Source organism: Streptomyces sp. BE303 (genome assembly GCF_036290945.1).
GTDB lineage: Bacteria > Actinomycetota > Actinomycetes > Streptomycetales > Streptomycetaceae > Kitasatospora.
Genome location: NZ_JAQYWZ010000303.1, coordinates 35,867 through 52,736 on the forward strand (window position 1 = coordinate 35,867; position 16,870 = coordinate 52,736).

The window sequence follows — 16,870 nt, forward strand, 5'->3', positions numbered from 1 at the left end:
AAGGGAGGGAACGCAGGAACCCGGCCCAGGACACCTCGTGCGGCTTGCGGTGGTCGATCCTGATCTCGCAATTTCGGTCTGCGCCCGGAATGCATCAGAAGCCGCAACTGCTGCCGCGAGGCGATGCTGTGGGCGCCGTTGCGCGGTGGATCATGAGTGGGCCCGAACTGAAGTGACTGGGCTTCGGCCCCGGTGAATGGTCAGGTCGGGGACGAGCGCCTGGCGGAACCCGGTTCGTGGTGGGGCAGCAATGCGCCCTGGTCGACACGTCGTCACCATGGCAGCAGGGTGGGGAAGCCGACCCTCGGCTTCCCCACCCTGCTGCTGCATGGTCAAGGCAGTGTTACGGATTGCGTTCCGGTTGGAGGGTCCACTGCTGGTTGGCCTGCAGTCCGGGGCAGTCCCAGATCCCGACGCGGGTGCCCTGGTCGGTGGCCCAGCCCGGGAGTTCGAGGCACTTGCCAGCAGGGTTGTCGGCGGGGTCGACGGTGGCGGGCAGGTAGATCCGGCCGTCAGGTCGCACGGCCCACTTCTGGCCGGTCTTGCCGGTGCAGGTCGTGAGGACGACGGGGGTGCCGTTGCCGAGGACGTTGTCCTTGGTGGAGAGGCAGTAGCTTCCGGCTCGGATGGTGCCGTCGGTGGCGAAGCTGAACCGCTGGTTGGCGGTCTGCCAGCAGTTGTAGATGGCGGCTTCGGCGCCGTCGCGGGGGCCGCCGACGGCGTCCAGGCACTGCCAGCTCACGCTGTTGGGGTGCACCGAGACGCTGGAGTCGGCGTAGCCGACGAGCTGCCAGTTCTCGAAGCCGTCGACCTTGTTCGCCGTGCCGTCGCTGCTCCTGCCGGGGAAGACGGCGATGGCGTTGGTGTTGTCGACGACCCAGAGGTCGGGGTAGCCGTCGTTGTTGAGGTCACCGGCGCCGATGCGCGGGTGGCTGCTCGGAAGGAGTCCGGACCCGGAGAGGATCAGGGTGCCGGAGTCGGGCTTGGTGAGAGCCGAATAGTCGACCGTGCCGTCGGCGTTCCAGGCCAGCGGGTAGGCGTAGATGTTGCCGTCGGTGCGGTTGCGTGCCCAGAGGGTGGTCTGGTTCGCGTTCGCCTTGGTGAGGGGGTTGGTGGTGGCTCCGTTCGCCGCGCCGGGGTTCAGGAGCTCGTAGTCGCTCCAACTGCCGGAGACGGTGGGGATCAAGGTCGCGCCGGTGAGGAGGTTTCCGGCGGGGGTGAAGACGTAGAGCTCGTTGTTCTCCAGGGTCATGATCGACGTCTGGGTGGTGAAGACCGTCTTCGTCGGGTCGCCGACCTTGGGGCCGACGGCCTCGCCCTTGGGTGTGCCGAAGGCGATCACCTGGGAGACGTTGCTCCAGCCGGTGCTGCTGCTGTAGCCGGGGCACGCCGTACTCGTGCCGGAGACCTTGCAGCTGGTGGGCCGGGTCGGGGCGATCGGGGTGGTCTGGCCGAAGCGTCCGGTGCCGTCGTTGGGGATGACGTAGAGCACCTTCCTCAACTCGTCCGAGGACCCCGTGTAGTGGACGACGAGCTGGTCGACGGCCTGGCCGGCGAGGAGTGCGCCGTGGTGGCTGATCTGGTAGTCGGCCCAGGTCGCGCCGTACTGGAGGTTGCCGGGTGCGGCGGCGGCGGGGGCAACCAGGGAGTTCATCGGGTCGACGGTGCCGCCGATGATCTTCAGGTCGCCGTTCGTGTTACTGAGGACTATGTCCGGCTGCTGGTCGTTGGTGACGTCGCCGAACAGTGGCTGGGTGCCTGGCTTCCACGGGGCGTAGAAGTTGTAGACGGCCGGCTGGCTGTAGTTTCCGGCATTGTCCATGGCCCAGGCGTACAGGGAATTGGTGCCCCAGCGGCGCGGCTGGAAGTCGTAGGGCTGCCCGGGCGAGATGGTGTCGTTCTGGCCGCAGCGCCAGCCGACGACGGGCGTCGGGTCGGTGCTGACCCGCAGGCAGGCGATACCGGAGGCCTGCAGACCCGCGCCCGGGGCGGGGTCCTCACCGTTGATCCAGAACCTGCCCCAGTCGTTCATGTACTTCGCCGGGCTGGGGTTGGGAGTGCCGGACGGCGGGAAGTCCGTCGAGCTGATGCTGACGCGCGGGTTGGTCCTGTCCACCCGGAAGTAGCACCAGGCGCTGGAGGGCGAGGTGAGGAGCTCGTCGGTGGATCGGGCGAGCCAGCCGTATTGGTGGCCGTCGGACAGGGAGCCGACGCCGACCGTGGGTCCGGGGTCGTTGTAGCTCCCGCCCCATGACCCCGGCACCGCACTGAAGTTGGGGTCGTTGTCGTCCCACATCTGGTAGCCGGTGTAGAGCGGCTGGCCAGCGGGGGACCAACTGTTGGCGGTGAGGTAGATGTTCTGGTTGCTGCCGACCCACCCGGGGTTGTCCCAGGGGCGGGTGCCACCGCTGGTGCACTCGGCGGTGCTGTTGTTACCGGCGAACCCGGGCGCGGGGGAGGCGCGCGGGTACCAGATCGTCGGGGCGATGTCGTAGGTCGTGGTGATCGAGGGGTTGTTGGCGATGTGGTGCCGGTAGAACTTCTCGAACTCACTGCCCTGCGGTCCGATGGCCGCGGTCCACCAGGGCCACTGGCCGCCGACGGCCTGCTTCATCATGTCGGTGACGTCGAAGGCGAGCGGGCCGGTGCCGGTGAGCGACCGTGCGTCGCTGGCCGCGGGGCAGTTCTGCATGACGACCCTGCCGTCGGTGCCGCAGGGCTGGTTGTTCCAGCTGGTGTGCTCGTGGATCGGGCCGGGGACCGAGTACACCACGAAGGGCGTGTCCGTCCCGGGGCTGGAGGCGGCGGTGACCTGGGCGTTGAGGGTGGAGCTGTAGATGGTCGGGGCGCTGTCCGCGCCGCCCGGCTTGGTGTAGAGGGCCGGGTTGATGCCGAACTGGAAGTAGGCGCGCTGGCGGCCGAGAGTTCCGCAGTCCAGGTTCGGGTCGCTGCTGCGGTAGCCGCAGTAGCCGGTGGCGAGGTTCGACTTCTTGTTGAAGTTCTCGGATCCCTTGTGGTTCTCCTGCACCTCTACCGAGCCCTGGGACGAGCTGGTCGCCGCCACCAGGGAGGGGTCGAGGTACCACGGGCCGTCACCCGAGCCCAGGGCATCCGGGTTCGGGGTCAGCTCGATCGCCGCAGGCGTCACCTTGGTGGCCATCACGGCGACGTTCGCGCCGTCTCCCGGCTCCTCCGCGATCGACGGGGTTCCGGTGACGCCCTCCGTGCCCGTGCCGGCAGGTGCGGCCGCGAGCGCCGCCCGGGTGACGGACCGCGTGGCCCGCTCTGCGGCGGCGGGGGAAGCAGCGGGCTTGCTGGAGTCCCACTGGAGGGGTGTTGGGGAGCGGAAGCGTATGGAGCCCCGGTCGTCGACGACCGTGATACCACCGGCCTGGTCGGCGGACACGGAAAGGCCCTGTGCGGACACCGGGAAGGTCAGTGACTTCAGGGCCGGGCTCTCGGCGGCCTCCTTGGTGCGCACGACGATGACGTCCCGCCACCCGCCCTGGGGCAGGGCGCTCAGACGCAGGTCGACACCGGGAAGGACATCGGTGTACACGGCGTCGGCGCCGGACACCGACGGCTTGGGCAGCGGGAACGGCGCCTTGACGGCGAGGCTCCTGCCGTCGTCGGTGGTGACGGTGGCCATCGGTCCGGTGCCGCCGCCGGAGAACCTCAGCCCGATCGTCGACACAGCCGGGCTCAGACTCCCGTCGGCATTGGCGCGCAGCGCCGGATCAATGTCCGCCCAGGCCCCTGCGCGCTTCGTCCGTACGGTCTGCGCGTTGTCGGTCGTGGTCAGCGTCCCATTGGGATTGGCGGTGGTCGTCGAGACCTCGGTGGTCAGCGCCTCGACGGTGACGGGCTTGCCGGTCGACCTGGCCTTGGTCATCGCGTCCAGGGTCGCCTGCTGCTCGGCCGTGCGCGGCGGAGCCGGCTTCGAGGGGACGAGCGGGGCCAGGCCGGCCGTCGGACCGTGCTGCGAACCGGCGGCGGGAGTCGGAGCCGCAGCCATCGCGGCGGGTGCGGACAACGTTGCCAGGCTCAGGACACAGCCGGTCGCGAGGGCGGTGAGGCGAAGAAGAGGGTTCAGGTGTCTCGATGAAGAAGATGGCGAAGATGTAGCTCTACGTGATGCGACTGCCATGGCGATTCGGCGCTTCCTCCAGGTCGGCGCGACACTACTGTGTCCGTTCGGAGGGGAACGATGTGCCCTGACCTGGGGGTACGTCAAACGGGCGACATTATTATGGTCATATGTCCGTTGTGTGGGCGTTTTTGAGATCAAGACTTCATAAACATCTCGGCCGTGATGTTCCGGCAGCCCACTTCGTGTCAGTTCCTGAACATATCGTCACGTCGACCATGACGCGGCTGTGTGCCTCGGTGTCATGGCAATGAATCATGAGGAGATCTGACGATGGCTTGGCCTGCCCGTATACGGGCCGGAAGACCAGCGGGACGCCGATGGCGGTCACCCGTAGTAGCGGCAGTGGTCGCCCTGGCGATGACTGCAGTGACCGCACCACCGGCACTTGCATGGACCTATCCCACTCCGAAGGGGAAGGTCTGGACACCCCCGAACACGCCGCTGGGTGACAAGACCGTTCCGGTCAAGGGGCGGGACGTCAGCCCGACGGCACCCCCTGCGGTCAAGGCGCCCGCGTGGAAGCCGGAGCCGGCTGCCCCGTTGGTGACCGGCACCGCAGTGGTGACACTCGGAGCGGAGAGCCCCGAGGCTTCGGCGGCGCGCGCCGCCACCGGGGGTGCCTCGCCCGCCTCCGGCGGGGCGGTCGGCACGAAGGCCGGAAACCTGGCGGTCAGGGTCGCGCCCGGTAATGACCCGGACGAAAGCGCCCGTGCGGTCGCCGTTCAGGTCACCGCGCAGGACAAGGGCACGGCCGTCGGTGTCACCGGTCCGCTCGTGGCCCTGAGCGACGCAGGTTCCGACGGGAGCGGGGGGCGCACGGCGAACGTCACCCTCGACCTGAAGGCGCTGCAGGCGGCCGGGTGGTCCGAGCGTGCCGAACTCGTCGCCCTGCCGGCCTGTGCCCTCACCACCCCGGACGTGCCCGAGTGCCGGACGCAGACACCGGTCGCCTCGAAGGCCGACGGCCGCGGCGGGATCACCGCCGAGGTCACGCTGTCGCCCGCGCAGGCCTCTGCGCAGCACAGCGGCGCGGTGAAGGCGTCGTTCGGCACGGCGTCCACGTCCTCCCGGGCGCTCGCTGCGGCTGCCCCGTCCGGCTCCGGCGGCGGCTCGGTGGTTCTCGCCGCGGCACCTTCGTCCTCGGGTGCTCTGGGCGACTACAAGGCGACGTCCCTCTCCCCGTCCTCTGCTTGGACCGCCGGGTCGAACTCGGGCAACTTCACCTACGGCTACCCGATCCAGGTGCCGCCCGCTCTCGGCGGCTCCGCCCCGTCCGTGGCGCTCGGCTACAACTCCGCCGACGTCGACGGCAAGACCTCGGCCTCGAACGCGCAGCCCTCCTGGATCGGCGACGGCTGGGGGTACGAGCCCGGCTTCATCGAGCGGTCCTACAAGTCCTGCGACAAGGCCGGTATCACCGGCTCGCCCGACGAGTGCTGGGGCGGCCAGAACGCCACCCTCTCCCTGAGCGGCCACTCGGGTGCGATCGTGCGCGACGACGCGACCGGCGTCTGGCACCTGGAGAGCGACGACGGCACCAAGGTCGAGCAGCTCACCGGGGCCCCCAAGGCCACTGGCGACATCGCCTACCAGGGCATGGAGTACTGGCGGATCACCACCCCGGACGGTGTCCAGTACTACTTCGGCCTCAACCACCTGCCGGGCGGTGACGCGACCGACCCGGCCGCGAACTCCGTTCTGACCGCGCCGGTGTACTCGCCCAACAGCGGCGACCCCTGCTACAACGCCGGCACCGGCAAGAACTCGTGGTGCCAGATGGCATGGCGCTGGCAGGTCGACCACGTGGTCGACCCGCACGGCAACCTGATCACCTACAAGTACGCCACCGAAGGCAACAAGTACAAGCGCGGCAACGCCCAGAGCGGCGGCAAGGGCGCCCTCACGGAGTACCAGCGGTCCGGGTACCTCACGGAGATCGCCTACGGCCAGCGCCTGGACGAGCAGAAGGCGGCCAAGGGCAAGGCCAAGCCGGCCGCGCGGGTCCAGTTCGCCGTCGCCGAGCGCTGCACACCCAACGGGGCGATCACCTGCGCCGAGGCGCAGCGCACCGCGGTCAACGCCGCCGCCTGGCCCGACACCCCGATCGACCTGATCTGCACCGACAACACCTGCGTCAACTCCGCGCCGACGTTCTTCACCACCAAGCGCCTGACCACGATCACCACGCAGGTCCTGGTCGACGCCGCCTACCGGACCGTCGACACCTGGAACCTCAACCAGCAGCTCGCCGATCCCGGTGACGGCACCAAGCGTCTGCTGCAGCTCGACTCGGTTCAACGCGTTCCGAGCAACGGTCAGGCCGAGGTCAAGAACCTGCCCCTGGTGCAGTTCCAGTACAAGATGCGGGCCAACCGCGTCGACGGCCTCGTCCCGTCCGAGAAGATGTTCATGCGCCCGCGCATCCAGAGCATCACGACCGAGATGGGCGGGCGCATCGACGTCGTCTACACCGACGCCGCGTGCTCCCGGGTCGAGAACCGCATGCCGGCCTCCGAGGACAACAACTCGATGGCCTGCATACCCGTCAAGTGGTATCTGCCGGGCCAGTCCTCGCCCGACCCGGTCAACGACTGGTTCGACAAGCCCCTGGTCAAGACCGTCGTCGAACAGGACCTCGTCAGTTCCCCCAACGTCTCGCGGGTGACCGAGTACACCTACAACGGCGGGGCGGCCTGGCGCCGCAACGACGCCGAGTTCATCGACCCCAAGACCCGGACCTGGAACCAGTTCCGCGGCTACCAGTCGGTGACCACCACGACCGGCAGCGGCGACGGCGGCGAGGCACCCAAGACCCAGCAGAAGGTTACCTACCTACGGGGCATGGTCGGCGACTACCTCGCCGACGGCAAGACCCTGCGCACCGTGCCCCCGGTGGACAGCCCGCTCGGCGGCACCGTGACCGACAGCGCCCAGCTCGCCGGCCGCGTCGTCGCCACCGAGACCTTCGACCAGGCCGGCGGCAGCGTCGTCGCGGTATCCGGAAGCACCTACAACGGGCAGCAGAAGTCCGCGACCCACGCCCAGAGCGCCGGGGCACCCCAGCTCCTCGCCTGGCGCCCGGACTCCGAGAGCACCAACGTCAGCAAGGCCAGGCTCGCCGACGGCAGCTGGCGGACCACCACCACGGTCACCACCAGCGAGCCGGCCAACGGCAACCGCGTCGTCAAGGTCGACGACAAGGGCGACGGCACCGCCACCACCCCCGAGATCTGCACCACCACCGGCTACGCGGCGAGTGACAATCCGCAGCTGCTCACGCTCGTCTCGGAGCAGACCACGTTCCAGGGGTCCTGCGGCGGCAAGGCCACCTCGGCCAACACCCTGGCCAGTGGCCGTGCCGTCTACGATGGCAAGCCCTTCGGCCGGGCGGGCCCGACCGGCGCCCCGACCGGCAACCAGATCCTCGACCGCTTCGACCAGGCCGGAAATCCCGTCTACGTCCACGGCGGCAGCGCGACGTTCGACGTCTACGGCCGGACCCGGACCACGGCCACCACGGACGGCTCCACCTACGACAACGCCGGAACGCAGCTGAGCGGCCCGTCGGTCACCCCGGCGGTCACCACCACCACGGCCACCCCTGCCACCGGCGCTCTGCCGACCCAGGTGCAGACCACCGGCCCGATGGGCGCCGCCTGGACGACCACCACCACGGTCGACCCGGCCCGCGGGTCCGCGCTGACCAGCACCGACGCCAACGGCCGCGTCATCACCGCGCAGTACGACGCCCTGGGACGGTCCACCGCCGTCTGGGCACCGGACCGCCCGACCTCGCAGCTGCCGAGCCGCAGGTTCACCTACGCGCTCAGGGGCACCGCCGGACCGTCCACCGTCACCTCCGAGTCGCTCAACGACGACGCGGCCACGTTCGCGGTCAACGTCGACATCTACGACGGCCTGGGCCGTGCCCGCCAGAGCCAGCGCACCAGCGACGCCCGGCCGACCGGGCGACTGATCACCGACACCGTCTACGACACGCACGGCTGGGTGATCAAGACCTCCTCCGCGTACTACGAGGAGAAGTCCTTCCCCACCACGTCGATCTTCGTACCGGCGGCCGACGGCCAGATCCCGGGTCAGACGTGGAACACCTACGACGGCAACGGGCGTGTCGTGCGATCGGAGTTCCGCTCCTACGGCAACCTCCAGTGGGCCGGTACCACCGCCTACCCCGGTGCCGATCGGACCGACACGGTCCCGCCCAGCGGCGGCATGCCGGCCTCGTCCGTGACCGACGCACGGGGCCGGTCCACCGCCCTCTGGCAGTACCGCACCCCTACCGCGACCGGCAACCCCGCCGACGCGGACGTCACCACCTACGCCTACACGCCCGCCGGCCAGCCTGCCTCCCGTACCGACAGCAGCGGCAACACCTGGACCACCACGTACGACCTGCGAGGGCGCAAGGTCTCGGCGTCGGACCCGGACACCGGCCTGAGCCAGGTGTTCTACGACGTCAACTCGCGCATCGACCGCACGGTCGACGCCAAGGGCAACACCCTCGCCTTCACCTACGACCTGCTCGGCCGCAAGACCGGCACGTTCGGTGACAGCGTCGCGCCCGCGAACCAGTTGGCGGCGTGGACCTACGACTCCCTGGCCAAGGGCCAGCCCGCTTCCTCCACCCGCTATGTCGGGGGCAGTGGGGGAGCGGCCTACACCACGGCCGTGACCGGGTACGACACCGGCTACCGGGCGCTCGGCGCCTCCATCACCATCCCGGCAGCGGAAGGTCCGCTCGCCGGTACGTACACCACCACCAACAGCTACAGCCCGGTCCTGGGTGCCGTCACCGAGACTGCCGTCCCCGCCGCGGGCGGACTCCCGGCGGAGTCGATCACCTACGGCCGGACCATCACCGGCCTGCTCGTCGGCTCCGCCAGCCTTGAGCAGGCCGTCGTCGCCCAGGTCGACTACGACGCCCTCGCCCGCCCCGTACGGACAACGGTCGCCGACTACGGTACCCAGGTCGTCTCCACCCAGCAGTACGACTGGGCCACCGGACGGGTCGTCAACTCCTTCCTGGACCGGCAGCTCGGGACCGCCTCCGTCGACCAGACCACCTACACCTACACCCCGTCCGGCCGGATCACCTCCGTCACCGATGTCCAGGACGCCGCCGCGACCGACACCCAGTGCTTCACCTACGACCACCTGGGACGGCTGACGGAAGCCTGGACCGACACCGGAGGCACCTCCACCACCGCCGACTGGACCGACTCCAGCGGCGTCATCCACGGCACCGGTGGCTCCAGCACCGTTCCCGGCATCGGCGGCTGCAACAACGCGAACGGCCCCGCCGCCGTCGAACCGGGCGGGCGCACCGTCGGCGGCCCGGCGCCGTACTGGAACACCTACAGCTACGACGCGACCGGCAACCGGACCGGACTGGTCCAGCACGACATCACCGGCAACGCGTTCAACGACACCACCACCAGCCAGATTTTCGGGGCGGCGAGGAGCACCAACACCCCGACCAACGCCGCCAACACCGGCGGGGGAACCGGCGGGCCGCACGCCCTCCTGACCTCCACCGCCACCGGCCCGACCGGCACCAAGGCCGTCGGCTACCAGTACGACGCCGCGGGCGATCCCACGGCGATCACCGACACCGGTGGTACGGCGACACTGGCCTGGAACCGTGAGGGCAAGCTCGACTCGATCAGCTCGACCGGCACGGCCGGAACCACGAGCTACGTCTACGACGCGGACGGCAACCAGCTCATCCGCCGCAACCCCGGCCGGACCACGCTCAACCTGCCCACCGACGAGCTCACCCTCGACACGGCCACCGGCGCCCTGAGCAACGTCCGCTCCATCGGGGGTGGAGGCGGACTCACCTACACCCGGGTCACCTCGCCCATCGGTGGCGGCAACGTCGTCGTCCAGGCCGCCGACCCGCACGGCACCAACGGCGTCCAGATCAACACCGACGCCAACCAGACCGTCACCCGTCGCCACACCGACCCCTTCGGCAACCCGCGCGGCAGCCAGCCCGCGACCTCCGACTGGGCTGGCAGCAAGGGCTTCGTCGGCGGCAGCAAGGACGAGGCCACCGGGCTGACCAACCTCGGCGCCCGCCAGTACGACCCGCTTCGCGGGCGCTTCATCAACCCCGACCCCATCATCGACCCGGGCGACCCCCAGCAATGGAACGGCTACGCCTACAGCAACAACGACCCCATCAACGCCAGCGACCCGAGCGGCCTCTTCCTCGGCTTCAACTGCAAGACCTGCGACAAGTGGGTCGACCGGGGCAAGGACTTCGCGGCCGGCGCCTGGCACGAGACGGTCAAGACCTACAACGAAATGGCCGAAGGACTCGCCAGGCTCACCGGCGACGACGACACCGCCAACCACCTGCGCTACGAACGCGAGAACCCGCAGTCCCCGAACAACCTCACCACCATCTTCTCCGAGATCGCCGGCCCGCTGGACGGGCCCCGCACCCAGAGCGACTGGTACAGGTACGGGCAGCAGACCGTCGCCGTCCTCGGCCCGCCGCTGCCCATCGTCGCCCCGGCGATGGCGGCCGGAGTGGCGGTCCGCGGTGTGGAGACCGTCGCCAAGCACCCGGGTGTGGTCAGGAAGCTCGTCTCCAAGGTCGCGTCGAAGATCCTGCCGAAGTCCGGTCCGTGCAGCTTCGCGGCCTCGACGCCGGTCCTCATGGCGGACGGTAGCGCGAAGGACATCAGCGAGGTCGTACCGGGCAACGAGGTCCTGGCCACCGACCCGCAGACCGGTAAGAGCGACGGCCGCGCCGTCACCGCCACCTTGAGCCACGACGACGCCGACCTCGTCGACGTCACCGTCCGCTCCAGCGATGGTGAGGAGGTCGTCCACACGACCGCGGAGCACCCCTTCTGGGACGCCACTGTCCAGCGGTGGATCCCCGCTGCCGAACTTCCGACGGGGCACACCCTCACGACGGAGTACGGGCAGGACGCCACGGTCGTGGCGGTCACCGGGGTGGGCGGCCGGCAGGCCATGTACAACCTCACCGTCGACGGCCTGCACACGTACTTCGTGGGCGCCGGCGGCACCTCTCTGCTGGTGCACAACGCCTGCCCCAAGCCCGACAAGTACGGGGCGGACGGCAGCATCCGGTACATGGGTCTCGACGAGCACGGACGTGCCCAGGGCGCCCACGGGTCCATCCAGCGCTGGATGCTCCGCATACCGGCCGAGCAGCAGAAGGGCGTCGGCAGCGAAGCCGGCTCGTTGCGGCCGTCCGGCTGGAGCGGCAACGGCAACACGTACAACGAGGCCCGGGGTCACCTCATCGCGGGCCGTCTCGGCGGCAGGGGTACCGGCAAGGGCGCGAGGGAGAACCTGGTGACCCTGACCCAGGACCCGGTCAACACTCCGTGGATGCGGGACCTCATCGAGCAGCCGATCTTCGATGCGGTCAAGGACGGCGAAGTGGTCCAGTACTCCGTCACCGCGCACTACCACGGGGACAGCCTGGTCCCGTACGAGCTGAGAATGGAGGCGGTCGGCAACAAGGGCTTCTCGTTGAGCGCCTGGCTGTCGAACCCGGCTGCCGCCGCCCCCGCGGTGCCGTAGCAACCGTAGGCGGGTAGTCGACAGTGAGGGACGCGTGAGGGCGGGATCCGCGATCCCGCCCTCACGCGTTCGTCCGCAGCACCGCTTCCGCTTCCGCGGCCCCTCACCGTGTTCGGCGCATCGGCGTCACTGAACGCTGAGGCGGTGGGGGTGGCCGGGGTCCCGGGGGCACACGAAGACGTACAGGGTCCCGTCACGGCCCACGAGGACGGACGTCGCGCCTACCGCCCCTTCCAACGTCTCCTGGTCCTCCAGTGGGACCCAGCTGTCGTTGGAGCTGTCGCACTCGTAACTGGCGACGGCGAGCAGCGGTTCCATGGGCTGCCCGCATTCGCAGTCCATGGGCACCGGATCCGTCACGTGCCAGGAGGCGAACCCGCCAACCTTCCAGCCCGGGGCGATCGAGAGGTCGCTCCGGTAGGCGACTTCCTCCTCCTCGCGCTCGTCCTCGGGCCCCTCCCACTTCTCTATGCGCCGGCGCAGACGGTCGGGAAGCAGATCGATGTACTGGTGCTCCACCACCTGTTCCGGGTGCAGGACACAGGGGTCGAGCACATACCCCGGAGCACCGACCACCACCGGCTCCGGCTGGTCGGCCAGTACCTCACGGACGTCGGCGGAACGACGCCAGCGCAGGTGCAGCGCCAACTGGTAGCCGGTCCCGTGGGCGTCGAAGGGGCACCAGAACACCTGGAGCACATCGCAGTCGGCGGGCCCGCCGAACAGGTCGGGCACGTCCTTCCGGTAGAGCTGGGCGACTGCCAGCAGGGGGATCGGGTCGGTGTTCGCCAGCCACGGGGCGTGCCGCCCGCGCTTCAGCGAGGCCAAAACCTCCCGTTCGGCGTCCGTCAGTCCGAGCCCGACTCCCGGCTCCGGGGTGCGCCGCCAGGCCTCCGCCCGGATCCGACGCTTGAGCCGGACGTCCTCGATCCGCTCGCCCGAGCTCCGCTTGTGCGGGTGCGTGCAGACCGGCCACGGCTCGTCGGACGGCCAGAGCATCGGCCCGCCCACGGAACTGTCCCGCACGCCGGGGGCCCCGGGCCTGGGGTGCAGGCGAGTGGCGGTCCGCCGGTACCGGGCCAGCTCCGGGAAGAGACTCTCCACGTCCACCGGACGCTCAGGTGTCGTACGGGTCATACCTGTCCTCTCGTCATGCCTACCCGACCCTCATGAGTCCGTCCCGGCATTCTGGCACCGTTCCAGCAGCTCAGCGGCCCCCCATGTCCCCGACGAGACCGCTCTGCCGATCGATTAGGGTCTCATTCCGTGATGAGCAACTTCTCTGACGCGTTCCTCCATGAGGCGGAGCGGCACGCGGCCTGGGGCACGGTCCAGCTCCAGGCCATGGACGCCGCATTCCCCGACGCCCCGTGGGACGTCGACCTCGACACCGGTGTCTACCAGCAGGACGGGCGGAAGGTCCGGGTGGCGGTCCTGGCCACCTACGATCTGTCCGAGCGGACCTGGATGTGGGGTTGGGCGAACCCTGGACTGCGCGGCGCGCCGGTGGTCGCCGCCGCCGAGCGCGTGCGGGACTTCGGACGGGCCCACGGCCTCACGGAGTTCACCGAGGAGACCCTCGACCTGTCGGGCTTCGCGGATCCTCGCCGTGCCGCAGAGACGCTCGCCTTCACCGCCATGGGTGTGACCGGCGCACCCGGCTACCTCGGCTTGGAGGCGGGGCCCAGCACCCGGCTCTACCTGCTGCCGGTCGATCCCCGCATCGCGCCCGCAGGGGTCGACCCCCTTGCGCTGCCGAGGATCCTGACCAGCAGTACGACTTTGATCGGGCGCTCACCGCGACTTGTGGTGAGTGGGTACTTCGATCACTTCCGTATGGCCCAGCGGCAGACGGAGACCGGCATCAGTGCCGACCTTCCCAACGGCGGCACCGTGGACGTCGACTTCGACGGATCCGGGCGCATCGCGTCGGTCAGGGTGCATCCGGCCGGCCGCTGATCACGACAGAGGCCTGTGCCTTCGGCTTCGATCGAGAACCGCTGCTGTGCGGGATGTGCCTCACCGGGACCAGCCGGTCCCGCCCGTCGGGTGACGGCGGCCGGGCCGCCTGCGGCATCGCGGTGCCGACGCCAGGTTGTGCCTCAGTCGGCAGAGGCCTCATGGGCGGGTCTCGTGGACAGTCCGGGTGGCCTCCTACAGGTAGCCCGCAGGGCGGCCTGCCGGGTGTGGCAGCTTCGCCGAGTGAGTAGGCGGCGTGTGCCACAACCCAGCCGTCGCTGCCGTCCAGGCCTTATACGGGGGGAATGATGTCAAGGCTGGAAGCCCTGGCCGAGGAAATGATCGCGGAAATTTCCGGGGCGGGCCTCGAGAAGATTCGTGAATCCGAGAGACGCTTCATTGAATATGTCACATTCACGGATGTTGACGAGATCATCGAAATGCTGAACGTGGTCATCGACAGAGACTGGATGGCCCTTCCTCCCTGGGTGCGGAATCTCTCGTACCGCCTGGCTTTTCTGCAGCGGACGGAGGACCCAAAGCTATTGCGGGAAGCTGGTGCCGACCTCTACAAATCCGGGCCGGACTGGGACGAAATTGCAGATTCCCTGGAACAGCGGGCCGAGGAACTGGAGCGGATTGTCGAGATCGAGAGGCCCGGGGAGCCGAGGCCGAACAGGCCGTAGCAGCTTGGCAACTACCCGACGATGACAATCAAGGGGCCTGGCCGGGATTGACCCCGGACAGGCCCCACTCGTATTCGTTCCCGTCCACCAGGAGCGGGAGTCGATGGTCGTCGGTCCCGTGGCGGCGGACCGCGGGTGTCGTGGGGCGCCCGCGGTCCGCTGTTGCCACTAGCGGACCACCGTCAGGGAGCGGGGTGCCTCGGGGGTGGGCTTCGGCTGGTAGTACTCCGTGTGTCCTTCGACGTGGAGGTGGGGCAGACGGCGGTCCAGCCAGTTGGGCAGCCACCAGTTGCCGCGGCCGAGCAGGTGCATCGCGGCCGGTACCAGCAGCAGTCGGACCAGCGTGGCGTCGATCAGGATGGCCGAACCCATACCGACGCCGATGACCTTGATCGGCAGGTCGGGAGACGGGACGAAGGCCGCGAACACGGCGACCATGATGGCCGCTGCGGCAGTGATGACCCGCGCGGTGCCCGCCAGTCCGCTGACGATGGACTCGGCGTTGTCGTTGCTGCGGAGCCAGGCCTCACGCATCCGACTCACCAGGAAGACCTCGTAGTCCATCGAGAGGCCGAACAGGACCGCAAAGGTCAGCACCGGTACGAAGGCCGGCAGCGGGGTGGGGCTGTCGATGCCGATCAATCGGCCGGCGGTGCCGCCTTCGAGGACGAGCGCGACCACGCCGTACGCGGCTCCGACGGAGAGCAGGTTCATCACCGCGGCCTTGAGGGCGACGGCGAGGCTGCGGAAGGCCACCAGGAGCAGGAGCATCGACACCGTGACCACGCCGCCGACCAGCAGGGGGATGCGACGGGAGATGTTGTCGGTGCTGTCGATCGCGCTCGCGGTCGCCCCGCCGACGTGCACCCGGACGCCGGGGCCGACCGCACCCGGGACGACGTGATCGCGGAGGTCACGGACCAGGGCCTTGGTGGCGCTGGACTGCGGACCGCTGTCCGGAACGACGGTGAGCAGCAGCGAGCGGCCGTCGGAGCCGGGTACCGGAGGGGTCACCGCCGCGACGCCGGGCACCGCCTTCAGTGCCGTGGGCAGCGCGGCCGTCGCGTCGGCGGGGGTGCCCGGCGCCAACTCGGCGACCAGGACCAACGGTCCGTTGCTGCCCGGTCCGAAGCCGGCGGCCACCGTGTCGTACGCCAGCCGGTTCGAGCGCCCGGCGGGGTCGTTGCCCGCGTCCGGGAAACCGAAGCGCACGCCCAGGAACGGTGCCGCGAGCGCCAGCAGGACGACGGCACCGAGGACGCGGTGACGCTCGACGAGCCTGCTCCAGCGCAGCCAGCCGGCGCCCACCGGGCTCCCGCCCTGGGTGGCGCTGCGCTGGGGCAGGGGAAGTCGGAGGCGCTCGATGTGTCGGTCGAGGTAGCCGAGCAGGGCGGGGAAGAGCGTGGCGGACGCGGCGATCACGACGAGCACGGAGAGGATCGCCGAGACCGCGGCGCCGCGCATGAACGACAGACCCATCGCGAACAGCCCGAGCATGCTGACCACCACGGTCATTCCGGCGACCACGACCGCGCGACCCGCGGTGTCGAGCGCGGCGACCGTGGCGGCCTCGGGTTCGAGCCCCTCGGCGCGCCACTCGCGGAACCGGGTGACCAGCAGTAGCGCGTAGTCTATGCCGACCCCGATGCCCAGCATCGCGGCGAGCGAGGTGGACCAGTCCGGGACCGGCATGATCGCGGCGAGGATCGGCAGCAGGGTGGTGCTGACCGCGAGTCCGCCGAGCGCGGTGAGCATCGGTAGGCCGGCGGCCACGACCGAGCCGAAGGTGATCACCAGGATCACGGCGGCGGCCGCGATGCCGATGGCCTCCGAGCCGATCGCGCCCTGCTCGGCCTGCTGGACCGTCATACCGCCGAGGTGGACGCGCAGGTCGCCGTCGACGGTGCGGGCGAGGTCGAGCAGCCGCTGGGTGTCCGCCTTCGGCATGTCGGGTGCGACGGCGACGTCCAGGTGGATCTGCCCGAGGGCGGTGCGGCCGTCCGCCGACACCTTGCCGCGCGGCCCGTACGGGTCGTCGATGCCGCTGACGTGCGGCACCTCGGCCATCCGGGTGAGCAGATCCTTGACCCGGTCGCGGGTGGCGGTGTCGGTCACGCTGCCGTCCGTGGTCAGCACCAGGCTGATCGATTCACCGCCCAGCCCGGGGAAGTCCCGCGTCAGCAACTGCTGGGCCTGCTTGGAGTCCGAGCCGGGCGCGCTGTAGTCGGCGCTGTACTTGGCGCCGAGGCCGGCCGAGAGGCCGAAGGCCGCACCGGCGGCGAGCAGCCAGAGCAGCACCGTGCGGCCCCGGTTCCGGAAGCTCCAACCGGCTATTCGGCCGAGCGGGCCGGGCCGGTGTGGCCGGCTCTCCCCGGTGGCTGTCCGCCGGTCCTCGCGCAGTCCCTGGGACATGTGGTCCTCCGTGCGTCGTCAGGGGCTCCGCCCCCAGACAATGCGTTACGCTTCATAACGCACATGACGAAGCGTA

Annotated in this window: 6 protein-coding genes; 3 read left to right on the forward strand and 3 right to left on the reverse strand. The window is 69.7% G+C overall.

Annotated features, from left to right (window positions below; translation table 11 throughout):
- Positions 1-343: 343 nt before the first annotated feature.
- On the reverse strand, positions 344-4,033 hold the full coding sequence (locus tag PUR56_RS03345) for a ricin-type beta-trefoil lectin domain protein (protein ID WP_329947771.1): 3,690 nt from the start codon (positions 4,031-4,033) through the stop codon (positions 344-346).
- Positions 4,034-4,708: 675 nt separating this feature from the next.
- On the opposite strand from PUR56_RS03345, the gene PUR56_RS03350 reads away from it, so the two are divergent.
- Entirely contained in the window at positions 4,709-11,737 is a 7,029-nt protein-coding gene (locus tag PUR56_RS03350; RefSeq protein WP_329947772.1) for a polymorphic toxin-type HINT domain-containing protein, read from the forward strand.
- Positions 11,738-11,863: 126 nt separating this feature from the next.
- Here PUR56_RS03350 and PUR56_RS03355 read toward each other — a convergent pair whose 3' ends face one another.
- Positions 11,864-12,874 carry a hypothetical protein gene (locus PUR56_RS03355; protein WP_329947773.1) on the reverse strand — a complete coding sequence of 337 codons (1,011 nt, stop codon included), beginning with the start codon at positions 12,872-12,874 and terminating at the stop codon, positions 11,864-11,866.
- 132 nt (positions 12,875-13,006) lie between these two features.
- Between PUR56_RS03355 and PUR56_RS03360 the strand changes: the two genes are divergently transcribed.
- Positions 13,007-13,696 carry a DUF6882 domain-containing protein gene (locus tag PUR56_RS03360; protein WP_329947774.1) on the forward strand — a complete coding sequence of 230 codons (690 nt, stop codon included), beginning with the start codon at positions 13,007-13,009 and terminating at the stop codon, positions 13,694-13,696.
- Between the two features lie 305 nt (positions 13,697-14,001).
- Positions 14,002-14,382, forward strand: a complete 381-nt coding sequence (locus PUR56_RS03365) for a hypothetical protein (protein WP_329947775.1) — start codon at positions 14,002-14,004, stop codon at positions 14,380-14,382.
- A gap of 168 nt (positions 14,383-14,550) precedes the next feature.
- Here the strand turns inward: PUR56_RS03365 and PUR56_RS03370 are convergent, their stop codons facing one another.
- Positions 14,551-16,794 carry an MMPL family transporter gene (locus tag PUR56_RS03370; RefSeq protein WP_329947776.1) on the reverse strand — a complete coding sequence of 748 codons (2,244 nt, stop codon included), beginning with the start codon at positions 16,792-16,794 and terminating at the stop codon, positions 14,551-14,553.
- Positions 16,795-16,870: the final 76 nt, after the last annotated feature.